Annotated in this window: 21 protein-coding genes; 12 read left to right on the forward strand and 9 right to left on the reverse strand. The window is 39.1% G+C overall.

What is annotated here, in order from left to right; all coding sequences use genetic code 11:
* Positions 1-14 precede the first annotated feature (14 nt).
* Genes MLC52_RS04630 through MLC52_RS04640 form a run of 3 tightly spaced genes read left to right on the forward strand, consistent with a single transcriptional unit; the run spans position 15 to position 3,399 of the window.
* On the forward strand, positions 15-1,196 hold the full coding sequence (locus MLC52_RS04630) for an acetylornithine transaminase (RefSeq protein ID WP_418641270.1): 1,182 nt from the start codon (positions 15-17) through the stop codon (positions 1,194-1,196).
* Entirely contained in the window at positions 1,153-2,388 is a 1,236-nt protein-coding gene (locus tag MLC52_RS04635; protein WP_434581440.1) for a TolC family protein, read from the forward strand. Before MLC52_RS04630 ends, MLC52_RS04635 begins: the two co-directional genes overlap by 44 nt.
* A 12-nt stretch (positions 2,389-2,400) precedes the next feature.
* Complete coding sequence (locus MLC52_RS04640) at positions 2,401-3,399, forward strand: SAM-dependent methyltransferase (RefSeq protein ID WP_151900603.1); 999 nt, start codon at positions 2,401-2,403, stop codon at positions 3,397-3,399.
* On the opposite strand, the gene MLC52_RS04645 is transcribed toward MLC52_RS04640, so the two are convergent.
* Genes MLC52_RS04645 through gatC form a run of 3 tightly spaced genes read right to left on the reverse strand, consistent with a single transcriptional unit; the run spans position 3,396 to position 5,126 of the window.
* Positions 3,396-4,493, reverse strand: coding sequence for a type IV pilus twitching motility protein PilT (locus MLC52_RS04645; protein ID WP_151900602.1), 1,098 nt, complete (start codon positions 4,491-4,493; stop codon positions 3,396-3,398). The two genes, MLC52_RS04640 and MLC52_RS04645, sit on opposite strands and share 4 nt — an antisense overlap.
* Positions 4,490-4,831, reverse strand: a complete 342-nt coding sequence (locus MLC52_RS04650; protein ID WP_346388612.1) for an arsenate reductase family protein — start codon at positions 4,829-4,831, stop codon at positions 4,490-4,492. Before MLC52_RS04650 ends, MLC52_RS04645 begins: the two co-directional genes overlap by 4 nt.
* Positions 4,832-4,835: 4 nt before the next feature.
* Entirely contained in the window at positions 4,836-5,126 is a 291-nt protein-coding gene (gatC, locus tag MLC52_RS04655) for an Asp-tRNA(Asn)/Glu-tRNA(Gln) amidotransferase subunit GatC (RefSeq protein WP_151900600.1), read from the reverse strand.
* A 388-nt stretch (positions 5,127-5,514) separates the two neighbouring features.
* Between gatC and MLC52_RS04660 the strand changes: the two genes are divergently transcribed.
* The 6 genes from MLC52_RS04660 (at position 5,515) to MLC52_RS04685 (ending at position 9,781) form a co-directional block, all read left to right on the forward strand.
* Positions 5,515-6,111 (forward strand): hypothetical protein, encoded by a 597-nt coding sequence (locus MLC52_RS04660; protein ID WP_418641272.1) that lies wholly within the window; start codon positions 5,515-5,517, stop codon positions 6,109-6,111.
* A gap of 3 nt (positions 6,112-6,114) precedes the next feature.
* Positions 6,115-7,110 carry a hypothetical protein gene (locus MLC52_RS04665; protein ID WP_151900598.1) on the forward strand — a complete coding sequence of 332 codons (996 nt, stop codon included), beginning with the start codon at positions 6,115-6,117 and terminating at the stop codon, positions 7,108-7,110.
* Positions 7,111-7,938 (forward strand): tyrosine-type recombinase/integrase, encoded by an 828-nt coding sequence (locus tag MLC52_RS04670; RefSeq protein WP_151900597.1) that lies wholly within the window; start codon positions 7,111-7,113, stop codon positions 7,936-7,938. It begins immediately after the preceding gene.
* On the forward strand, positions 7,935-8,411 hold the full coding sequence (locus MLC52_RS04675) for an HD domain-containing protein (RefSeq protein WP_230973238.1): 477 nt from the start codon (positions 7,935-7,937) through the stop codon (positions 8,409-8,411). The genes MLC52_RS04670 and MLC52_RS04675 overlap by 4 nt, the downstream gene beginning before the upstream one ends.
* A gap of 157 nt (positions 8,412-8,568) precedes the next feature.
* Positions 8,569-9,072 carry a hypothetical protein gene (locus MLC52_RS04680; RefSeq protein WP_151900595.1) on the forward strand — a complete coding sequence of 168 codons (504 nt, stop codon included), beginning with the start codon at positions 8,569-8,571 and terminating at the stop codon, positions 9,070-9,072.
* 1 nt (position 9,073) lies between these two features.
* The gene (locus MLC52_RS04685; protein WP_226069046.1) at positions 9,074-9,781 is read left to right on the forward strand and encodes a sulfite exporter TauE/SafE family protein; all 708 of its coding nucleotides are present in this window, start codon (positions 9,074-9,076) and stop codon (positions 9,779-9,781) included.
* On the opposite strand, the gene MLC52_RS04690 is transcribed toward MLC52_RS04685, so the two are convergent.
* From MLC52_RS04690 to MLC52_RS04710, 5 genes are read right to left on the reverse strand one after another with little or no spacing between them, the layout of a single operon-like run.
* Positions 9,778-10,521 (reverse strand): DUF6629 family protein, encoded by a 744-nt coding sequence (locus MLC52_RS04690; RefSeq protein WP_346388616.1) that lies wholly within the window; start codon positions 10,519-10,521, stop codon positions 9,778-9,780. The genes MLC52_RS04685 and MLC52_RS04690 overlap by 4 nt on opposite strands.
* A 13-nt stretch (positions 10,522-10,534) precedes the next feature.
* On the reverse strand, positions 10,535-11,443 hold the full coding sequence (locus MLC52_RS04695; protein WP_151900592.1) for a TIGR00730 family Rossman fold protein: 909 nt from the start codon (positions 11,441-11,443) through the stop codon (positions 10,535-10,537).
* Positions 11,444-11,453: 10 nt separating this feature from the next.
* Complete coding sequence (locus tag MLC52_RS04700) at positions 11,454-12,719, reverse strand: MgtC/SapB family protein (RefSeq protein ID WP_151900591.1); 1,266 nt, start codon at positions 12,717-12,719, stop codon at positions 11,454-11,456.
* Positions 12,716-13,474: a polyphosphate kinase 2 gene (ppk2, locus tag MLC52_RS04705; RefSeq protein WP_434581441.1), complete on the reverse strand. Its 759-nt coding sequence runs from the start codon at positions 13,472-13,474 to the stop codon at positions 12,716-12,718. Before ppk2 ends, MLC52_RS04700 begins: the two co-directional genes overlap by 4 nt.
* Positions 13,474-16,101 carry a plasma-membrane proton-efflux P-type ATPase gene (locus tag MLC52_RS04710; RefSeq protein ID WP_434581442.1) on the reverse strand — a complete coding sequence of 876 codons (2,628 nt, stop codon included), beginning with the start codon at positions 16,099-16,101 and terminating at the stop codon, positions 13,474-13,476. Before MLC52_RS04710 ends, ppk2 begins: the two co-directional genes overlap by 1 nt.
* Positions 16,102-16,180: 79 nt before the next feature.
* On the opposite strand from MLC52_RS04710, the gene MLC52_RS04715 reads away from it, so the two are divergent.
* From MLC52_RS04715 to MLC52_RS04725, 3 genes are read left to right on the forward strand one after another with little or no spacing between them, the layout of a single operon-like run.
* A complete protein-coding gene (locus MLC52_RS04715) occupies positions 16,181-17,002 on the forward strand; it encodes an HDOD domain-containing protein (RefSeq protein WP_434581443.1) in 822 nt (273 codons plus the stop codon).
* Complete coding sequence (gene polA, locus MLC52_RS04720; RefSeq protein ID WP_434581444.1) at positions 16,999-19,722, forward strand: DNA polymerase I; 2,724 nt, start codon at positions 16,999-17,001, stop codon at positions 19,720-19,722. The genes MLC52_RS04715 and polA overlap by 4 nt, the downstream gene beginning before the upstream one ends.
* Positions 19,722-20,741, forward strand: a complete 1,020-nt coding sequence (locus MLC52_RS04725; RefSeq protein ID WP_434581445.1) for an aldo/keto reductase — start codon at positions 19,722-19,724, stop codon at positions 20,739-20,741. The genes polA and MLC52_RS04725 overlap by 1 nt, the downstream gene beginning before the upstream one ends.
* Here the strand turns inward: MLC52_RS04725 and MLC52_RS04730 are convergent.
* The gene (locus MLC52_RS04730; protein ID WP_434581446.1) at positions 20,731-22,527 is read right to left on the reverse strand and encodes an EAL domain-containing protein; all 1,797 of its coding nucleotides are present in this window, start codon (positions 22,525-22,527) and stop codon (positions 20,731-20,733) included. The two genes, MLC52_RS04725 and MLC52_RS04730, sit on opposite strands and share 11 nt — an antisense overlap.
* Between the last annotated feature and the right edge of the window lie 24 nt (positions 22,528-22,551).

A 22,551-nucleotide genomic window follows, 5' to 3' on the forward strand; every position in this document is an offset into this window, starting at 1 on the left:
AGAGAGTAGACAAAATGAACATTAAAGAAATGGATAAAAAATATGTTTTACCGACATATGCACGGGCAGATATAGAGTTTGTAAGAGGAAAAAACGCTACTCTCTTTGACAGTGAGGGGAAAAAGTATATAGATTTTACTTCCGGTATCGGTGTTGTTTCAGTCGGTCATGCAAATGAAAGAGTGAGCAGGGCTTTGTGCGAACAGCTGGCAAGTGTGACACATACATCGAATCTTTACTATATAGCACCCCAGGCACTGGCTGCTCAAAAAGTTGTCGAGACAAGCGGGTATGATATGCAGTGCTTTTTTGCAAACAGTGGTGCAGAAGCAAATGAAGGAGCTATAAAAATTGCCAGAAAACACGGGGAGCGTGACGGAGAGATAAAAAGATACAAAATAATTACACTCAACCACTCTTTTCACGGACGAACCATTACAACAGTCAAGGCAACAGGGCAGGAGGCGATGCATAACTATTTCGGACCTTTTCCTGACGGTTTTGTGTATGCAGACGGTATAGACGAAATAGAAGCACTGCTGGACGACCATACAGCAGGTGTAATGATAGAACTGATTCAGGGCGAGGGCGGAGTAGAGCCGCAGGACAAAGAAAAAGTACAGGCACTGGCAAAGCTTTTAAAAGAGCGTGAAATTCCTTTGATTGTCGATGAAGTACAAACCGGTGCCTATAGAATCGGTGAATTTACGGCATCGCAGGCTTATGGAATCTCCCCTGAGATTATCACCCTGGCAAAAGGCATCGGAGGAGGTGTTCCTGTAGGAATAGTCATGACAACACTCAAGCATGTTCTCAGCGCAGGAGATCACGGATCGACATTTGGCGGAAACTATCTGAGCAGCCGTGCTGTATGTGAAGTGGTAGATATACTCAATGAAAAAAAACAAAGCGGTGATTTGGAAATAACCTCTTTGATGTTCAATCAGTCTTTGGAAAAATTTTATAATGCCAACAGGGAAATATTTACACAAAAAGTCGGGATTGGTATGATGTGTGGTCTGCGTGTCAAAGATGCAGATACACTGACAAATATTATAAACCTGGCAAAGGAAAATGGTGTCATTATGCTTAAAGCAGGAAGAAACACATTAAGATTTTTACCACCGCTGACAATTACAAAAGAGGAAATTGATGAAGGCTTCAGTGCTCTTAACTCTGCTATGTCTCAGCTGTAGTTTCCCTCTTTTTGGAGCTGATGACAATGCTGGTCTGGAGCAATTCATATCTTCTTACAAGCAGTTGCAGTTTCAGTATGATTATGAAAAAAATGAAGCGGAGAGTTCCAAACTGCGTGACTCATGGATAGTTCCTGTTCAGATCAATTACAGTTACTCCAAAAACAATGCTTTTGGTGTTGGACAGTCAAACCAAAATGCGGCTATTCGCATAAATCAGCCAATTTTTCAAAGCGGAGGGATCTATTACGGCATAAAATTTGCCAATGCGAGTAAATATTATACGAAATACTCTATTGATGTGGCAAAGCGAAAAATGATTAAAGATACTATTGCTGTTTTGATGCAGATAAAACAAACAGAGTTCAAAGAGCAAAAGCAAAAACTGCAAATTAAAAACAGTGAAATAAATCTGCAACAGAAAAAAGAGGAGTATTTCAGCGGACAGCTTGATTCAGGGTTTTTGGATGATGCTGTGATTCAAAAAAATACAGCCTTGTCTGTTTTGTACGATATTCAGGCTGCGAAGGAAAAACTTGTAAGCTCCTTTCATGCTTTGAGTGATTTGGATTATACAAAAGTCGCTATTCCGAAATTAAAACTTTTAGAACATGACGAGTTTTTACAACATAATATAGTGCTGCAAATGGATAGAGCCCAGACAGAGAAAAACAGATACAATAAAAATGTTACTCTTGCAAAATATCTTCCAAAAGTAAATCTTACAGCAGGATATAACTGGAAGCTTACGACAAATCAGGCTTTTCAGGTAGGTCCGACAATAGTCAGCAATTCAAATGAGTTAAACTATTATGATTATGGTATTGCCCTTTCAATTCCACTCGATATCAATACATTCAGAGATATAGAATCTGCAAAAGTAGACTACTTAAAGGCAAAAATTGTGTTAAAAGACAAACAAAGAGAATTGAACTCTTTGTATGAACAGGTCATGCACAATATAGAAAATTATAATAAAAAGATAGCGTTGAGTAATGAAAATATCGTATTATATACGAAGCTTTTGGAAGATACAAAAAAACTTTTTAAGGCTGGGTACAAGACAGAATATGATGTGCAAAGACTTGCAAATTCTTTGCAGATACAAAATATAGATACAAAAATATATGAGCTGGACAAGCAGTTGGAACTCTTGAATCTGTATGAAATGTATATCAGCAATGAAAAATAAACGGGAAAAAGAATGAGTCAAAAATTTAGTGAATATATGGCAGAGTGGCTGTATGGTGAAAACGGCTATTATGCAACATACAAAAATATAGGCAAAGAGGGTGATTTTTATACGGCAGTCAGTACAAGCAAATTTTTTGGCGGTACCATTGCCAGGCATATTATTTCACTTGTTGATGAAGGTTTTTTACAAAAAGATGCGGTTATTTGTGAAATAGGGGCACATCATGGGTACTTTTTGGCGGATGTGTGTGAGTTTCTTTATACTCTGCGACCGGAGCTGTTGTCAAGTTTTGAGTTTGTCATTATAGAACGTTTTGATGATTTGCAGAAACATCAAAGAGAATATTTTTCAGAAAGTTTTGGTGATGCTGTATCTTTGAAACATTACAAATCTCTCTCTGACCTTACATGTAACAATGCCTTTTTTATAGCCAATGAAATATTTGATGCATTTCCCTGTGAACTGTATTTTAAAGGCAAAAGTGCACGGGTACAAAACCATAAAGTGATTTTTGATGAGCAAGATGACTGGGTGGAGCAAAAGGCAAAAAAATACCACAAAGACAGAGGGGAAATTGCACGAGGATATGAAGCATTTGCAAAAGAGATGGCAAATGCTGCGAAGAAGTTTGAATTTATAAGCTTTGATTACGGTGAGATGCAGGCCCGTCCCGATTTTTCACTCAGAATTTATACAAAGCATGAAGTGCATCCGTTCTTTGAAGAGGGTTTAAACACAGAAGAACTCTTTGCAAAAAGCGATATCACCTATGATGTCACCTTCTTACATGTAAAGGATGCCTATGAAGAGGCAGGGGTGAAGTTTGTAGAATTCAAAGCGCAGATGGTCGCACTCGTTGATATGGGTATTTTAGAACTTTTGGAGATGCTTAGAGAGCATGCTGATGAAAAAATATACAAACAGGAACTTGAAAAAGTAAAGATGCTCATCATGCCAAACTTTTTGGGGGAAAGATTTAAAATGATTCGTTTTAGAAAAGGTTCCTAAAGGGAACCTATCATTTTCATTAACTCTTCGGGTCTGTTGGAGTTTTTAATGGCATTTTCTTTTGAGATAATATTTTTCTGAAGCAGTTCTATGAGTTGTTGTGTCTGTGTTGTCATATGTGTCTCTTGCTGGTTTAACTGCATTTGAGAATAAATCTGGTGCACTTTGTCTTCTCGAATCTGATTTTGGATTGCCGGATTTGTAATAAGTATCTCTTGTGTGGCTACTTTACCGCCGCCTATTCTTGGAATAAGTGTCTGTGCAATAACCGCTACCAAAGAAGAGGAGAGTTGTGCTCGAATTTGGGCCTGTTCTTCTCCGTCAAAGACATCAATAATACGGTTGATTGTTCCCGGTGCAGAGTTTGTATGCAGGGTTCCAAATACCAGGTGCCCTGTTTCGGCTGCTGTAAGTGCGGCACCGATGGTTTCGGCATCACGCATTTCCCCGATGAGAATGATGTCCGGATCTTGACGCAGTGAGTATTTGAGTGCTGTGGCAAAAGATTCTGTACTGTTTCCCACATCACGTTGGGAAAAAAGAGATTTGATGTTTTTATGAACGAATTCCACAGGATCCTCAATGGTGATAATATGACGACGTTCTGTCATATTTATCTCATGCAGCATGGAAGCGAGTGTTGTTGATTTACCCGAACCTGTCGGACCGGTGACCAAAATCAGTCCTTTTTCTTTTTTTACCAGTTCTTTGAAAATAGGCGGATTTCCATATTCGTCCAGTGTCGGAATTTCTATAGGAATCATACGAAAAGCACAGGCAATTCCGTGAATGGTTCTGTAAAAGTTTGCACGAAAACGACCAACATCTTTGAGTTCAAATGAGAAGTCCAGTTCATTGCGCTCTTCAAAAACTTTCTTTTGTTTGTCTTCAATGAGAGAATAGGCCATCTCTTCAATATCATTGGCGGTAAGGACAGGAAGATTCAAAGCACGCAACTCTTTGTCTATTCTGATTTGCGGTTCACTGCCTACAACAAGGTGTAAATCCGAAGATTTAAATGCCAAGACACTTTTTAACAGCTTTTTGATATCTAAGCGTTGCGTGGAACTCTCTGTTTTTACTTCTTCATTCATAAAAAACTCCTTTGGTATTGTTCTTCATTAAAACCGACAAGAACATCATCGTTATACTCTACGACAGGACGCTTAATCAGCAGGTTTTCTTTGCAGAGCCATTCCTGTTGTTGCTGCTCGTCCAGGTTCAGTTCTTTGAGTTTGAGATTTCTGTAGGTGGTGCTTCTGGTATTGAAGAGGGGTTTGATGCCGACTTTTGACACCCAGTAGTCTACTTTTTCACATGGAAGCTGCTGTGTTTTAAAATCAAAAAGTTCATACGCCAGATTGTGTTTTTTAAAAAAAGAGAGTGCTTTTTTGACGCTGTCACAGTTTTTAATGCCATAAACTTTTATCATGGCACTACTCAATGATTTTAGGAACGATGAAAAAATCATCTGCACTTTTTGGAGCGTGTTTTAAAATTTCCTGGCTGATGGTACTGTCACATTTGGGAATATCTTCGCGTAAAGGTGTTGCTCGGTCATCCATAGCAAAAGTACTATCCACTTCACTTGTATCCAACTCACTTAAATTATCTACAAAACTTACTATTTCTGAGAGCTGCGATATAATTTCTTCACGTTTATCATCGCTTACATGTAAATAGGAAAGTTTTTCCAGTCGTGTTAATAGTGTGTCATCTACTTGCATTGTCTGTCCTGTATAATAGTTTATTTTGATTTTATCATATATTTGATAAAACTTTAACTTATTTATGGGTAATATTAGAAACTTTATAAAACAATTGATATATTGCCATCCAAAAGTAAACTTAAGCATACCAGTAACTCATCAAGAGGTAAGATGTGAAGTAGCTATTCTGAAGGCTCTACTAGTAGAGTTGAGGAATAGATGCTTTGCAGGTTGCCTCTTTATGTGTTATCCAAAGGACGATTAAAAGAACATACACTTGACTTCGTTACAAATCCTTGAAGCTACTAGTAGCTCCTGCGAATTTGTGCCTCGCAATTGCATATTCTTTTAATCGCTGGTATGCTTAAGTTTGCTTTTGGATGGCAATAGATATAAGGAAGAATTTTTGAGTTTAAAAGAAAATATTGAAATGGTAAAAGAAGAGCTGACATCAGAAGAAAAGTTTTTTGAAAAAGCAGTGGTTACGGAGAAATTTGTAAAAAAATACAAAAAAGTAATGATAGGTTCTGTTGTGGCAATTGCACTGTTTGTTGCCGGTGACATTGCATACAATATTAACAAACAGCATACACTTGAAGCGGCAAACCAGGCACTTTTGACATTACAGAAAAATCCGAAAGATGAAGCGACACTGGCAACTTTGGCAACTTTAAGTCCGAACCTGCATGATCTTTGGGTCTATTCCCGGGCCGTTGTGAGCAAAAATATAAAAGAATTGGAAAAACTGCAAAATTCTCAGGCTTTACTGCTTGGTGATTTGTCAAGCTATGAAGTGGCACAAAATCTTCAGGATAGCAATAAACTTGAAGAGTACACTGAAAAACAGGATGCAATATACAGGGACTTGGCTCAGGTGCAACTTGCAATTTTACTAATGCATGACAAAAAGATAGAAGAGGCACATTCAAAACTCAGTATGATCAGTGTGAACTCTCCATTGGCACAGGTTTCCCGTGCTTTAATGCACTATGGAGTAAAATAGACTTTGAAAACATATATATTTTTAGCATCAATTATGCTTGTATTGCTGAGCGGATGTAGTACAAAAGAGGTTTTTACACCAAAAAAAGTTTCTTATGACTGGAAAAATCATGCCAAAATTGAAGATGAAATAGTTGATATTTCATCAAATACGGCACTTTTGGATAATGGAAAAGTTTTAGACAGAGACGGAAATATAAGCATACAAATAGACAAAGAGCATCAAAGAGTACTCGGTGAAAGTGACGGTTGGGTTTTATCTGCCGCAATTGACGGAAACTTGACGCTTACATCAGAGCAATCAGCGAAAATGACAAAACATTTTGCCTTAAAAAGAACAATAGCAACCGCAGGTGTCAAAGATAATATTCTGGCAGTTTTGTTTGCCAATAATGAAATAGCCTTATATGATATGCATTCAAAAGAGCTTTTGTTCAAAGAGCAGGGCGGCAAAGCGATAGCCAATGATATTCGAATTGTTCAGCCGTACTTTATGAATGATCTGGTTATCTTTTCAACATTAGACGGCAAAGTCATCATTGTGAATACAAAACTGAAAAAAAGACTCAGAACTGTCATAGTCTCGTCTGATGACTATTTTAACAATATTGTCTATTTCAGTATATTTGATGATAAAATCATTGCCGCAAGTGATTCCAAAATCTTGTCACTTTCGCAAAAAGAACTGCGTGCCAAATATGAATTACGAAATATCGTGCATGATGAAAAAGCTTTGTATATTACAACAAAACAGGGAGAAATACTCTCCTTGACACCCTCTTTACAGGTTGATTCTAAAATAAAGTTTCCTTTTGCACACTTTTTGGGGATGATCAGTGATGGAGATAATTTATATGTTCTGGAAAAAGAGGGGTATATGATAGTGGTCAATAAAAAAACATTTGATTATACCGTTCATGAAGTGGATTTGGATGACGGGCTTGTTTTTGTCGGTAAAAAAGCCTTCTTTGTAGATAATGAGAAAATTTCTATACAATAGATGTCAAACGAACTGGAAGCTTTTTTAGAGTATATTACTGTAACAAGAGCTTTGAGTAAAAAGAGTGTAGAGGCGTACAAAAGTGATCTGTGTGCCATTGAAGAAAAACTCTCCAAACCGTTGATTTTTCTTGATACACAAAAACTTATGACTCTCTTGTCTTCGTATGAAAACAAACGCACACTCAACAGAAAGCTCTCCTCTGTCAATGCCTTTTTTGAATTTTGCTACAGACAGCAATTCAGCAGTGAAAAAACGAAACTGAAATTTGCAAAAATTCCAAAACTTCTTCCAAAATTTTTATCTTATGAAGATATATTACACGGTCTGGACCTGATAGACAGAAGCAACTGGATAGGCTTGCGAGACTATGCCCTTATACTGTTTTTATATGCAAGCGGCACGCGTATCAGCGAATGTCTGGAACTGGAACTCGGCGATATAGAAGGCGGATGGTTACATGTAAGGCACGCAAAGGGAGAAAAAGAGCGCATTGTTCCTCTGGCAAAAGTTGCAAAACAGGCAATAGATGCCTATCTGCTTACATGTAACATGCAAAAAGAGTATGTCTGGTGTAATTACCAGGGAGGAAAACTCAGTCGAATTTCCGCGTATAAAATAACACAAAAATATCTTGGAGTCTCCCCCCATGTACTGCGTCACTCCTATGCAACTTCACTGATTCGGGGTGGAGCCGATTTACGGGTAGTACAGGAACTTTTAGGGCATGCTTCACTGCTGACAACACAAATATACACCCATATTCAAAAACAGGATTTAAAAGATACTGTAGAAGTATGTCATCCCATGGCAAAGGAGTCACTGTGAATACAACAAACAACAAAATATTTTCCTATGCTTTTTTGGATTCGCTCTTTTTTACACAGAACAAATGGCATCAGCACGGTGTTTTGCTGCATACACTTCGTGTGACATATTATGCCCTCAAAGCGGGAGATTTCAAGTTTTTTGCTGCAGGACTTTTGCATGATATCGGAAAGCCTTTTGTTGCCTATAAAAAAGATGCAGAGGATTATGAGTTTCATGAATGGAGTTTTACGGACCATGAAGAGAAAAGTTATCAGATTATAAAAAACTGGCCTTTTATCAGTGAATACACGAAAAAAATTGTACGCTATCATTACCTTATCCGGGATATTAAAAAGTCAAAAAAAGAAGATCTCCCCAGATATGCCCAAAAAAAAGAAATCTGGGATGCTTTGGACGAGGATTTGCAAGAGGATTTACAAAGGTTTTTGCATTATGATGATCTGGGAAAAGGTAAAAAAAGAAGAGATTAATACAACTGTAACAATTTCGCTATATAATGCTTCATCGGAATCGGTACTTTAGTGCCGACTATTGGGTGTGCAAAAGTCCAAATTGTATGAAGTACCGGTTTTAAAAAAGCTGTTTAATTGGGCTGAAGGACATATTTCACATAAAGGTTAAAAAAATATGAAAAAATTTATGCCGATTCTTCTTATCGGAATTATTGTTATTGTTATTGTTACACTTTTTCTCTCTTTGGAAAAAACGCAGAAAATGGTTGTTATCAAAGAGGGAAATCTTAAACAGTTGCCTTTGAAAATGGAGTTGCATAAGTTTCAAGACAGTGACTGTGGCATGGTCATAGATGATTTGACATATGCCTCTCAGGTTGTCGCACCCGATGGGAAGACCTGGTTTTTTCATGATCATGGGGATTTTGTGCATTGGCTCAGTGACAAAAAATTTCAAGACAGGGCCGTTATCTGGGTGATGAGCAGAGATACGCACCGATGGATAGACGGAAGAAAGGCCTATTATACATTAAATGAACTGACACCTATGGGGTATGGCTTTGGAGCTTATGAGCACAAAAAAGAGGGCATGGTCGATTTCGATACGATGCGTCTAAAAATGCTCCGAGGCGAAACAATGAAAGATCCAAAAATAAGAAAACAGCTGCTGGGACAATAGTGTGGATACGGTAAATTTATTGACAATTGTCACTATCGCTTTTTTAGGCTCTTTTGGACACTGTATCGGTATGTGCGGGGGTATCGTCCTTGCCTATTCAACCATTAAAATTGAACCTGCAAGCTCCAAGGTCTCCAAAACAGTGGCTCATCTGCTGTATAACTTTGGACGTGTGTTGACCTATACAATTTTAGGAGCACTCTTTGGCGCAATCGGCGGGGTGGCAACTTTTAGCAATACCGCAAACGGTACACTGCTCATCATCGCAGGAACTGCAATGATTTTGGCAGGTTTGTCGTTAATGGGAAAAATAAAATTTCTTACATTGATAGAACATTCCATCTCTTCATCAAATTTTTACAAAAAATCTTTTCAGGCTATTTTACACTCAAAATCAAATACAAGCTTTTTTATTCTCGGTATGTTAAACGGACTGCTTCCTTGCGGTTTTGTTTACTTTTTTGCCATCACGGCTGCAAGTACGGCAAGTCCGCTTTACGGTGCTTTGGTAATGTTTATTTTCGGTATCAGCACTATTCCGGCAATGTTTTCTTTAGGATTTTTATCTTCTCTTGCCTCTGCGACGAGTTTTAGAAATATGATGATGAGCCTCTCTTCAGTGGCTGTGATTTTATACGGGATATTTACGATTTACAATGGGTATGATTATTTGACGAATCCTCTCAGAACACTGTTGCAGTGTCATTAGAGGCGTGAAGTAAAAAGCTTTGGATGTGCTTTTTTGAGTCTGTTTAATTCCTGTTCGAGTTTTTTACCTATACCGTCTTTTTTTGTTTTGAGTTCCTGGAGAAACTGAATACGTCGTTCAACAAAATAAAAATATAACAATCCGCTGATAGCTGCCGCATACAGACACCATAAAGAGGTAAAACCGTAAGGTCTGAGAATATATATAACAACAAGACCGATGAGGTTTAAAAGTCCAAAAAGTTCTATGGCAATACTGCTGCTGAGCATCAAAGAGCCGCAGGTTGTGAGTATATAAATGCCCGCATCATAAAAGTTTTCAGTCCATGGATTTTTGTAATACAGTGTGTTGTTTACAACACTGACACTTGTTGGTACTGTTGAGAGTCCGTACATTGTATAGACAGCAAGACCAAAACCCAAAATTGCCAAAATTCCAACCAGCTTTTTTTTGTATCCGTCTTTTTCTATGAGCCAGATAGCCAGAGGAATGAGAAAGGGCAGCAAACCCTGCGCATAATAGACAAAAATACCTGCGGCAATCTCCAGGGCACGTGTATCAATATGCCCACCCATTCCAAGCCAGACAAAACCTTCATCAAACTGATGCAGGGCAAATAAAAGCGGCAAGAGAGCAAAAAGAACTTCATTGGGTGTACTCACTTTTTGAAGCGTGAGGATACCTACCAACCCGATGGCTCCGGAGAGAGTGAAGTTTAATACTGCAAAATATATATCCATACATGACTGCCTTTTAGCTGTAGAGTGGTGTTCCCTGTTCTTGATGCCATGAGAGAATGTACTCCCATGCTTCTTCTGCATTGTCTGCAAACGTAATGATCTCTGTATCCTGCGGGGCAATGACACCCTCATCTTTTAAAAATTCGAAATCTATTGCTTTGTTCCAGTAGCTTTTGCCGACAAGCACAACAGGAATTGTCTGTGATTTTCTTGTTTGAATCAGTGTCAATGTCTCAAACAGTTCATCAAAAGTTCCAAATCCGCCCGGATAAATCACCAAAGCTTTTGCACGGTTTAAAAAATGCAGTTTTCTGATGGCAAAATAGTGAAACAAAAAGCACAAATCAGGGGTAATATAAGGATTAGGATACTGCTCATGCGGCAGTTTGATATTGAGCCCTATGCTTTTGGCTCCGACATCATACGCACCGCGGTTTGCTGCTTCCATAATGCCGGGACCGCCTCCGGTCATCACGGTGACACGGCAGTCCTCAGCACTCTTTCCGCTTTTTCCTACAAGCTGACCGAATTTTCTGGCATCATCATAGTAAATACTTTTGCCAACCATCCGTTCTGCAACATAGAGTTCATGTAAGAGGTCTCTGTTGTTGGGTTTTTTCTGCAGCATTTCCCCAATGGCAGAAAGCCGTTTCATTGCAGTCTCTTTTTCGACAATCCGTGCACTTCCAAAGACAACTATGGTATGTTCTATGCCGTGTTTGTTCATTTGGAGTTCCGGCTTGAGATAATCAAGTTCGAGTCGGACACCTCTTGCCTCATAAGAGTTGATAAACTCTTTGTCTTCTTCCGCCATCGCATATGTCGGGCTTTGCATAATGGTTTTTATCAGTTCTAATGACTGCGGGTCTTCTTCTTGCAGTTTTGGATGTTCCCAGGGTAAAACGGTTTTTTTCATTTTCATTTATCATTCCTTACAATATATGTTCAAAATAGAGTCCCCATACGATGGTAATGACACCTAAGAGAGAAATCCACAGTGCCGATTTATAGGTATTTTTTATTGTACCAAACCATAAGGCATAAATAGCTTTAAGGAGGTTGTTGCTTCCTGCGGCTATCATTATAGCGGCAGTTGTCTGGGTGTTTTCGATAGAGAACTTGCCTGTCAGTATAGAGAGTATAAAAGGATCAATATCGGTAAATCCGACTAAAAAAGAGAGTATTTCCAGGCCTGATGTTCCGTAATGTTTTGTCACAAAATGGGTAATGACAATCATGGCAACAAACAAAAAGGCAAACAAAAAAGCAGTTTTGAGTTCCAAGGGATTGTGGTCGACAATTTCAACATTTTCCTGTGTTTTTTGTTCGCTTTTCAAATAAAACAGAGAAATCAGAAATCCTGTAAGTGCCAGAAGTATAAAAGGAAAAAGCAGACTTTTTCCAATCTCAATATTAAAAATCAAGGCAATAACAATGAGACGCAGATACATTACCGCGGTTGCCGAAATAATCGCTGCATCTATGACGGCATATCCTTGCAGCTGTTTTGCCTTCCTTGCCAGGACAACAGTTGTTGCCGTTGAAGAGTAGGAACCGCCAAAAATTCCTGTCAGGTAGTAGCCTTTGGAGGGAAAAAAGTATTTCTGCAGTATATATCCACTGTAACTGATACCTGAGATCACTACAACAGCCAGCCAGATTTTAAAAGGAGAGAGCGGAATGTAGGGAATTATTTTTGTATCGGGAAGCAGAGGCAGGATGACGACAGAGAGGAGTATCATTTTGCTTAATGTTTCAAATTCGCTGATATTTATCTCTTGTGTAAACTTCTCAACACCTTTGTTGACATTCAATATAAAGACAATACTGACATACAGAAGTGCTGTCATCCATAAGGCCTCTGTCTGAATCAGAGCGCCAAAAGAGTAGACAAGGAGCATAACAATGTAGAGTAAAATACTGCGTTGGTTTTCTTGAAGATTTTTTTGATAGAGCAGGGCATACAAGAGTGTAATTGACAAAAACCCTCCCGCATACAGAATATGCAGACTCGAATCAACCGCAAACAAAACAAAGCCTAAAATTCCTACAAAACTGTAGGTGCGTACATCTCCAAAGAAAAGATTTTCTGTTTTGGAAGTAATATACTGTTTTCTGTATGATTTAACTTCGAGTCCGACCAAAAAGCTAAAAACAGTGACAACCAGAAAATGTACCAAATCAATATTTAAACTCATTTATAAATTAATCCTTTTGTATAACAGCTCTCATCAAAAAGGCATACGACACTGTGATCAAAACGTAAACACTCTTTGTTCTTGTCTTTATAATCAACCTGTGATAAAAAATGTTTGAGGGTATTGATCCGTGCTGTTTTTTTGTCATCACTGTGTACAACATACCAGGGGGCAAAGACAAAGGAGGTTTTGTTAAACATCTCATCGCGCGCATTTGAGTAGGCTTTCCAGTGTTTTTGTGCCTGTTCGTCAATCGGGCTGAGTTTCCACTGTTTCAGCGGATCTTTTTTTCTCTCCTGCAGTCTTTTTTTCTGCTCCTCTTTGGAAATATCAAGATAATATTTGATGAAAATAATTTCCGCATTGACTAAGAGGTGCTCAAAATTGCCTACTTCTTTCATAAAATGTTCATACTCTTTTTGTGTGCAGAAATTCATTACTTTTTCCACGCCGGCTCTGTTGTACCAGCTGCGGTTGAAAAACACCATTTCCCCTCCAACAGGAAGTTCCTGGACATATCTTTGAAAATACCATGATTTTTTGTCTACATCACTGGGTTTTCCAAGTGCGACCACTCTGGCATCTCTGGGGCTTAAGTGCTCTATAAAACGTTTTATCATACCGTCTTTTCCGGCAGCGTCACGACCTTCAAAAATCACACATACTTTTAAATTTTTTGCGATGACCTCTTTTTGAAATTTTACGAGTTCAACCTGCAAAGTGTACAGTTCTTCTTTATACTCTTTTTTTGTCATTACAGCGCCTCCTCTCCATAGCGTTTTTCATAATATCGGACAACTATGCGTTTTACCATGTCGTTAAATACAAACCAGACACTTACATAGCCCCATAAAAAGAGGGCCCACTGCCAGTTAATACGGGTCATGAGTCCAAAACTGTACAGACCTATGGCTGTGCCGATGAGTGCTGTCAAAAAAGATGCCAGGAAAAGCGGCCATGACGGATACGGCTTTTTAAAGAACCAGTCAGCAATACGGGTGTTAAAAATCGTATAATGCCCGGCGAGAATAAGCTTCACAAAGAAGAGTGTCTGGACAAATCCCAAAAATGATTTATCATCATGCATATCGATCCATGAGGGAACTTCCGGCAGGAACATTGCTGTATCGGGATGTGATTTTAAATAGACCATTGTGATATAAAAGATGGTAAAAGAACTCAGCACTCCGGCAACTCCAAGCCAACTCGAGAGAATAAAGACGATTTTCATATCCCATCGTACCGGTTTTTCCTCTACTTTTGTGTTGTCATAAGCAATTGCCATAATGGGAATATCATTGAGCAGTGCCAAAAGAATGATCATAATCGCGGTAATAGGGTAAAAATCAAACACCACAATAGCCAGTGTCATAAATGCCAAAATACGAATGGTTTCTGCTATACGGTAAACAACATAGCTTTTCATTCTCTCAAATACAATACGTGCCTGCTCAATCGCATCTACAATTACATGTAAACCCGGAGCCATAAGTACAATATCCGCTGCTGCCCGCGCGGCATCAGTCGCACCGCTTACCGCAATTCCACAGTCGGCTTTTTTAAGTGCAGGAGCATCATTGACCCCGTCACCGGTCATACCGACAATATGGTCTGCTTTTTGGAGCTTGTCTACTATAAAATATTTGTCTTCCGGAAAAACCTGTGCAAAACCGTCGGCATTTTCAATAATTTTGACAATTTCACTCTCATGCTGACGGACAGTTCCCTCAGGGAGCGGCTGCGCATCAAGCTCTTTTTGCACTTCTTCGACTATCTGGGTTACCTCTTTTTTGATTTCCTCTTTGTCCGCATCTTTTTGCAAAGTCTTCAATATTGAACGTACGATAATTTCTGAAAGATAGATGTACTCTTTTGTACTCTGTCCTTTGAGTTCTTTGATGTTTTCTATATCCTGACCGATATTTAAAATACCGGCAATATATTTTGCAACAGCGATATTGTCACCCGTGACCATTTTCACTGCCACGCCTTTGGCATTTGCTTCGGCTATGGCCTCTTTGGAATCTTCACGCGGAGGATCAAAAAGCGGAATGAGCCCGGCAAAATGGTAGAAATCTTCTTCACATTTTTTATAGGCCACACCAAGTGTTCGAAACCCTTTTTGTGCAAAATCATCCACCTTTTTGTAGGCTTCTTTTTTATCAAACTCTTTTTCATCACATAACTCTATAATAACCTGGGGAGCCCCTTTGGTATAAATGAAGCCATTCTCAAAGACGCCTTCTGTTTTTTTATGTACCGGATCAAAAGGGATGAACTTTTTCATTTGTGATTTTTGAAGTTCTTTGCTGAGATGATGCGCCTCAATATAGTCAAAAATCGGTTTTTCTATGGGATCTTCATTCTCTTTTTTACTGGCATATGCAGCATAAAGCAGTAACTGCTCCTGTGTAAAGTCTCCGACAAGATACGGCTCGGCAAGACTCATGATGTTTTGTGTGAGCGTGCCTGTTTTGTCTGAACATAAAATGTCCATGCCCGCCGCCTCTTCAATGGCTGAGAGTTTTGTAACGATGGCTTCTTTGGTTGCCAGGACTCTGGCACCCAGTGCCATAGTCACTGTTAAAACCGCAGGCATCGCCACAGGAATCGCCGAAATGGTTAAAATAAGCGCAAATATCAGCAGGTCCAAAAGCGGCTCGCCTCTGGAGACTCCATGCCAGATAATAATCCCTATAAGGGCAACTGTCACAGCAATGAGAAAATCTCCCACTTTGATAACCATTTTCTGGAAATGTCCCTGCTCCTCTTTTTCGGCCTTGGCGACAAGACCGACCGTTTTGCCAAAGTAGGTGTTGATTCCTGTAGCTGTTACACGTGCTATCATCTCACCCTGTTTGATAATAGCATTGGCATAGAGATCCTCTTGGGCCTGTTTGTTGACAGGCAGAGATTCTCCCGTCAGTGCAGACTGGTCAACCTGCAAAAACTCTCCGCCGCCCAGGAGTTTACAGTCTGCCGGAACAACATCCCCTATTTTTACTTTGATAATATCATCGGGTACAAGCTCTTTTGCATCAATATTCTGCCATGTTCCCTCACGCAGTACAAGTGCTTTTCTTGCCAGTTTTTTCTTTAAAACGGCGATGGCACTCAGTGCTTTTGACTCTTGATAAAAATCAACAAAAGCATTGACAAGCAGCATAAACAAGATGACAGCAAAATCTTCCCACCTGCGTGCAATGGCAGAAAGAACAGCAGCTGTTTCAATCATCCACGGAATAGGTCCCCAAAATCGTCGTAAAAGTCGATGCAGCCAACTCTCTTCTTTTTCATTTAATTCATTGTAGCCGTATTTGTTCAGGCGTTCTTGTACTTCTTCTTGTGTCAATCCGGTTAAATTATCATCATATGTTTTCATTCTCATAACCTTGTTGTATTTGCTCTAAAAACATTTTAGCACAATATGTTATAATAAAAGAAAAATAAAGGCTTATTTTATGAAGAGCTCAATTATTGAGAGTATAAAATCGCTTCCTCCTCTTTCAAAAACTATTATTGACATTAACCGGGTTTATGCGGATGAAGAGGCAGGTGTCGGTGACTTGGTCAAGGTTGTGGAACGTGATCCTATGATAGTTGCCAATTTACTTAAACATGCCAATTCTCCTTTGTACGGTTTTGGGAGAGAGATTAAAAGTGTTGCACAGGCTGTTTCACTTTTTGGTATGAGTATGACACGTTCTATCGCGCTTGGAAACTCTGTGCGTAAACTTTTAAATGTAGATATGCAACCTTACGGAGTAACAAGTGAGAAATTTGCAGAAATCTCCAGTATGCAGGCAACGCTTATGCGTAAATGGTATGCAAAAATAGATAAACAAAAGGCTGATACATTGTATTTGGCTGCATTTTTGCAAGAAACAGGAAAAATTCTGATAGCAAGTGATGTCATCCAGGAAGATGAAGGTGTGAGTTTTCAATCAGAAGCAGAGCATTCCAACAATTTGGCAGAGCTGGAAAAAGCATATGTAGAAGTGACAAGTTCTCAGGTAACAGCAAAAATCTTTGAGCACTGGAGTTTTGAGAAAGAATTTGTTGAAATGATTCGTTATGCGGACAATCCTTCAAGTGCACCGGAAGAGGTACAGGAGTATGCTGCTGCTTTGAATATAGTCAAGACTGTCATTCCTGTTAATAATCCTTTGTCAGAGCAGACAATAAATTTTGGGCTCAAACGTGCCAAAGATACCGGTTATGATTCAAGCATACTGCAAGAGGCAATCAATGATATGCTTGATGCTGCAGAGGTTTCTTCATGAGCAAAACAGTTACAGTCATAGATACATTCGGATTTTTCTTTCGGAGTTTTTACGCACTTCCTCAGCATTTACGTACAAAAGACGGTTTCCCGACCGGACTTTTAACCGGGTTTACCAATTTTATTTCGAGTTTGCAAAAAGAGCATGACAGTGACTATATCATTTTTGCCATAGACTCCAAAGGCGATACTTTCAGAAATGAAATAGATGTCAATTACAAAGCAAACCGAAGTGCGCCGCCGCCGGAACTCACACAACAGCTTCCCGTTGCCATAGAGTGGATAAACAAGATGGGATACAAAACACTCGGCAAGAGCGGTTTTGAAGCGGATGATATTATAGCGACAGTAGTCAAGTGTGCAAAAGAAAAAGGCTACAAAGTCAGAGTTGTTTCCCATGACAAAGACCTCTACCAGCTCATAGATGATGACAAAGTAGTCATTGTTGATGCCATTAAGAAAAAATATATCAATGAAAAAGCCTGTTATGACAAGTACGGTGTTACCCCGAAACAGTTTATAGATTACCAGTCCATCCTCGGCGACAGTGCGGATAATGTTCCCGGTGTCAAAGGCATAGGAAAAGTCGGTGCCGAGAAACTTTTAAAAGAGTACGGCACGCTTGATAATATTTATGCCCATATAGACGAAATCAAGGGCGCGACACAAAAAAAGCTCATAGAGTCAAAAGAACAGGCTTATATGTCAAAAGAGTTGGTAACTTTGCATCCCGATGTGTTTGAGTGCAAAGATTTTGATTTTGAAGAGTATAAAATGGATGTGAAAAATCCGTTTTTAAATATATATGACGAACTGGTCAAGTATGAACAAAATGCAATTCTGCGTACGCTTCATGCAAAAAACATGGTCAGCCCCGAGCGTCAGGAAAGCGCCAAAAAACTACAAGAGTCCTGTGAGGAAAAAGCTTCAAAACTGGATTTTAAAGCGACACTGCTTACAGACGAAACAGAGTTGAACAAGGTTCTTGACAAACTCGATGCAGATACACTCGTTGCTTTTGACACGGAAACAACGGGACTGGATTATATAAAAAACAAACTTGTCGGTTTTAGCTTTTCTTTTAATGATGAGGAAGCCTATTATGTTCCTTTTGGGCATTTTTATTTGGGTGTGGCTGATCAGGTAAGCAAAGAGGTTGCCAGAAGTGCTATGCGCCGTATTTTCAACTCTCGTGTAGTGGGTCATAACATAAAATTTGATTTGCATTTTGTTTTACGTTTTTTAGATGAAAAAGAGCTGCCTGTATATTGTGACAGTATGATTTTGGCATGGCTTATTAACCCGGAATCTGCTTTAAGCCTGGACAAACTTTCTGACAAACTCCTAGGGCATGAAATGGTGCATTTCAAAGATACGGTAAAAAAAGGGGAAAACTTTTCTACCGTGGAACTTGATGATGCCTGTGTGTATGCTGCAGAGGACGCTTTTATAACACGAAAACTCTATAAACTCTTTTTACAAAAACTGGAACTCCAGGATGCGACACACCTCATAGAAGAGGCAAAAACAGTTGAAATTCCGTTTATTCATACACTTTTGAAAATGGAAGAGGAGGGGATAGAAGTCGACACAGCCTTTTTAGAAAAGTTTTTGGTTGAGGTAAAAGAGACACTCGAACACTTGACAAAAAGTATCTATGAACTTGCGGGGAGTGAGTTTAACATCAATTCAACACAGCAACTCGGCAAGATACTTTTTGAAAAACTCGGGCTTCCTGTGGGAAAAAAGACAAAAACAGGCTATTCTACAGATGAAAAAGTGCTCAGTTCTTTAAAAGAGAAGCATCCCGTCATCCCAAAACTACTGGAGTATCGTGAGGTTCATAAACTCTACTCTACCTATATTGACCCGCTTTTAAAATTGGCGGATGAGGATGAACACCATAGAATTCATACCTCTTTTGTGCAAACCGGTACAGCAACAGGAAGATTGAGCTCAAAAAACCCGAATTTGCAAAATATTCCGACAAGAACACCGCTGGGTGCAAAAATCCGTAGAGCATTTGTAGCCGGTGAGGGCAAAAAACTCATTGGTATTGATTACTCGCAGATGGAACTGCGCCTCTTGGCGCATTTTTCACAGGATCCTGTTTTGGTGGATGCATTTATGCATGACAAAGATATTCACTTACAGACGGCTGTGGTATTATTCGGTGAAGAGGAAGCAAAAGCAAAAAGAAACATAGCAAAAACCGTTAATTTTGGACTTTTATATGGAATGGGGCAGAAAAAACTCTCAGATACTCTGGGCATTCCAACAAAAGAGGCAAAAGCAATTATAGAGAAGTATTTTGCATCCTTTCCGACAGTTAAAGCCTACTTTCGTTCTATAGTGGAAAAATCAAAAGAACAGGGATATGTAGAAACATTACTCAAACGCAGACGCTATTTTGACTATGAAAACGCCACACCGATGTACAAGGCTGCCTATGAACGAGAAGCGGTCAACACTGTTTTTCAGGGAAGTGTGAGTGATATTATAAAACTCAGTATGAATAAAATCCATACTATTATCAATGAGGAAAAACTGCCGGCTAAAATGTTACTGCAAATTCATGATGAACTGATTTTTGAAGTTGATGCAAAAGAAGTTGATGTACTCGGAGAGAGATTCCGAAATATTATGGATCATATTGTAGAACTCAAAATACCTCTACGGGCAAGTTTAAATATCGGGGATAACTGGGGAGAATTAAAATAATGGAGTTTCGATATATAGGAAAAACAGGCTTGAGAGTCAGTCCAATATGCCTTGGAACTATGACTTTTGGGACACAGACACCTGATGAGAAGGCTGCTTTTGAAATAATGGACAAAGCCTATGAAGCAGGTGTGAATTTTTTTGATACAGCCGAGTTGTATCCTGTACCTCCTTCTGCCAAACTTGCAGGAGTGACAGAAGAGATCGTAGGCCGATGGCTCAAAACAAAACCGCGTGAGAGTGTTATACTTGCTACAAAGGTTGCAGGGGCTGCAAGCGGTTGGTTTGTTCCGCCTGTTCGTCACGGACTGACAGCAATAGACAGTTTTCATATTGAGAAGGCGGTTGAGGGAAGTCTCAAACGTTTGGGGACTGACTATCTAGATCTGTATCAGATGCACTGGCCGGATACCGTAGTGCCGATTGAGGAGAGTCTTAAAGCCTTTGACAGACTTGTACAAAGCGGTAAAGTGCGTTATATAGGAACGTCCAACGATACGGCCTACGGTACTTCAAAAGCATTAATGACAAGCGAATTTAAAGGATATGCCAGATTTGAGTCCATTCAAAACAATTTTTCTCTTTTGAATCGAAGATTTTTGGATGAGCTTGCTGTGCTTTGTGAAAAAGAGCAGATTTCGCTTTTGCCGTATTCGCCGCTTGCAGGCGGAGTCTTGAGCGGCAAATACAATCAGACAAATAATGAAACAGGAAGATTTGCAACGTATGTACAATCAAAAAATGCAAGACAAAGAGCCATGGCACAAAGATTTCTTAATGACAAGACGCTCGCTTCGACGCAAAAATATTTAAAAATAGCGCATGATGCAGGGCTTGACCCGGTAACTATGGCAATTGCCTGGTCCAAACAGTTTTCTTTTGTTGCATCCACTATTATAGGTGCCACGCAACCGGCACAACTTGATGCAAGTTTGGCGGCAATGGATGTAGAACTTTCACAGGAAGTGCTTGACGCCTGCGATAAAGTGCATCAGGAAATTTTATATCCTATGGGCTAGGAAGTGTTTGACTGGGTTTGCTGAAATGATATCCCTGTGAGTACTCAATGCCCAGGTCTTCAACAATCTTTTGCACACTGGCATTGTGTACAAATTCGGCTACACAGGGGATATTGGCATTTTTTGCAAAAAATGCAATCGCTTTGGTGATTTCATAACTTTTTGGATTGGTGTCAATGTCTTTTATATATTTTGCATCAATTTTTAAAAAGTCTATATCAAGATCCAAGACTCTTTCAAAGTTTGAATATTCAATACCAAAATCGTCCAGAGCAAGGGCATATCCCTTTTCTTTTAAAGCATTTAACTGTTGGATATGGTTTTTCTTTCCGCTTGCACTGATACCTTCAAGTATCTCTAAAATAACACGGGAAGGGTTTATACTGTATTTGGCAGATTTCTCATTTAAATAATCCAGAATATAGTGACGTGTCAAATCATCTTCTGTAAGATTTATTGAAAAGATATACTCATTATGTGACATAATTTCAAAAGTTTTGTCTATCATGATTTTGGTGATTTCCGGCAGAAGACCGGAGGAGTGGGCAGGTTTCAAAAAGAAGTAGGGAGAAAAAATTTCTTTTTCTGTTTTTATTCGGGCAAGTGCTTCAAATTTTGTAATTTCACCGGTGTTATTGTCCCGTATACCCTGAAAAAAAGGAACAATATTATTTGAAATAAGGGCATTGTGCAAAATATTATTTGCCTCAATAAACTCTTTTCTTTTTTGAAAAAAAATATTTTCTTCCTTGTTGTCAAAAATATAGAGGGCACTTCTGCCTCTTGTTTTTGCATGTTTCAAGGAGATAATCGCATGTTTAAAAAGGTTTGTGCTGCCCGTGGCAGCTCCGTAGGAAAAAGAGATATTCAAGGCTATGGAATCTATAAGCAGTTCATGTGTGTAAAAATACTCCTGTATCTTTTTAACATTTTGTTCTACATTGGCATCTGCATGTAAAATAATGGCAAACCTGTCTGCTTCAAGCTTGCATATTTTCGGATATTGCAGTTTTGCTGTAAAGATATCTGCAACATTGGTGAGCAGTGCGTCGCCTACAGAAAAACCGTAAGTGTTGTTGATATAGCTGAAATTATTGATATCGAGAATTAAAAGAGTATGTTCCTGAGTGTCATTCAATAATTTGTCTATATATGTTTTGTTATGCAGTCCTGTTAAATTGTCATAATAAAGCATATGTTGTATTTTGTTCTCTATTTCTTTGTTTTTTAATACAATATTAACAATAAATGCGGCTGTTTCAAGAAGTTTTTTGTGAAAAGGCGTCGGCAGCCGATGTTCAAAAGAGGAGAGGGCAAAGCTTCCGACGGCTTTGTTGTTTTCATCGACAATTGGCATGGACCAGCAGGAACAGAGATTGTAATCATAGGCAACCTGTCTTAAATCAGCCCATCTTTTGTCTTTAAATGTATTTAAAACATACTGAGGCTTATTGTGAAAGACTGCATTGCCGCAAGAGCCGCCACCGGGTCCCGGTTTGAGATTTTCCAGGGATTTTCGTCCTGAATCAGGTATAGAAGGGGCGCAAAGTACACTCATAAAACCGGTCTCTTTGTTGACAAGCATAATGGATGCGACAGAATTTGGCAACAGATGTTCTGTCAACAGGCATAAATGCTGAAGGATATCCTCATAATCGTCATTGAGTGACAGTTTATTTAAAACAGCACTTTGAATGTCAAGAATTTTTTCATACTCTTTTGGAGTGATGTGAAGCTGACCAAGCTGTATTTCATTTAAGTTTTTACATGTAAGCTCTTCTTCCACAATTGACCTTCCCAGAAATTAAAT

Origin of the sequence: Sulfurimonas sp. NW15, from assembly GCF_051132285.1 — a bacterium.
Taxonomy (GTDB): Bacteria; Campylobacterota; Campylobacteria; order Campylobacterales; family Sulfurimonadaceae; genus Sulfurimonas; species Sulfurimonas hydrogeniphila.

What these genes read in the sequence shown, in the direction of transcription:
- ppk2 (WP_434581441.1), bottom strand. Translation starts at nt 13,474, where the DNA reads ATGACAAAAAAAGAGTATAAAGAAGAACTGTACACTTTGCAGGTTGAA.
- MLC52_RS04670 (WP_151900597.1), top strand. Translation starts at nt 7,111, where the DNA reads ATGTCAAACGAACTGGAAGCTTTTTTAGAGTATATTACTGTAACAAGA.
- MLC52_RS04640 (WP_151900603.1), top strand. Translation starts at nt 2,401, where the DNA reads ATGAGTCAAAAATTTAGTGAATATATGGCAGAGTGGCTGTATGGTGAA.
- MLC52_RS04725 (WP_434581445.1), top strand. Translation starts at nt 19,722, where the DNA reads ATGGAGTTTCGATATATAGGAAAAACAGGCTTGAGAGTCAGTCCAATA.
- MLC52_RS04645 (WP_151900602.1), bottom strand. Translation starts at nt 4,493, where the DNA reads ATGAATGAAGAAGTAAAAACAGAGAGTTCCACGCAACGCTTAGATATC.
- MLC52_RS04680 (WP_151900595.1), top strand. Translation starts at nt 8,569, where the DNA reads ATGAAAAAATTTATGCCGATTCTTCTTATCGGAATTATTGTTATTGTT.
- MLC52_RS04710 (WP_434581442.1), bottom strand. Translation starts at nt 16,101, where the DNA reads ATGAAAACATATGATGATAATTTAACCGGATTGACACAAGAAGAAGTA.
- MLC52_RS04695 (WP_151900592.1), bottom strand. Translation starts at nt 11,443, where the DNA reads ATGAAAATGAAAAAAACCGTTTTACCCTGGGAACATCCAAAACTGCAA.
- MLC52_RS04690 (WP_346388616.1), bottom strand. Translation starts at nt 10,521, where the DNA reads ATGGATATATATTTTGCAGTATTAAACTTCACTCTCTCCGGAGCCATC.
- MLC52_RS04630 (WP_418641270.1), top strand. Translation starts at nt 15, where the DNA reads ATGAACATTAAAGAAATGGATAAAAAATATGTTTTACCGACATATGCA.
- MLC52_RS04635 (WP_434581440.1), top strand. Translation starts at nt 1,153, where the DNA reads ATGAAGGCTTCAGTGCTCTTAACTCTGCTATGTCTCAGCTGTAGTTTC.
- gatC (WP_151900600.1), bottom strand. Translation starts at nt 5,126, where the DNA reads ATGCAAGTAGATGACACACTATTAACACGACTGGAAAAACTTTCCTAT.
- MLC52_RS04650 (WP_346388612.1), bottom strand. Translation starts at nt 4,831, where the DNA reads ATGATAAAAGTTTATGGCATTAAAAACTGTGACAGCGTCAAAAAAGCA.
- polA (WP_434581444.1), top strand. Translation starts at nt 16,999, where the DNA reads ATGAGCAAAACAGTTACAGTCATAGATACATTCGGATTTTTCTTTCGG.
- MLC52_RS04715 (WP_434581443.1), top strand. Translation starts at nt 16,181, where the DNA reads ATGAAGAGCTCAATTATTGAGAGTATAAAATCGCTTCCTCCTCTTTCA.
- MLC52_RS04700 (WP_151900591.1), bottom strand. Translation starts at nt 12,719, where the DNA reads ATGAGTTTAAATATTGATTTGGTACATTTTCTGGTTGTCACTGTTTTT.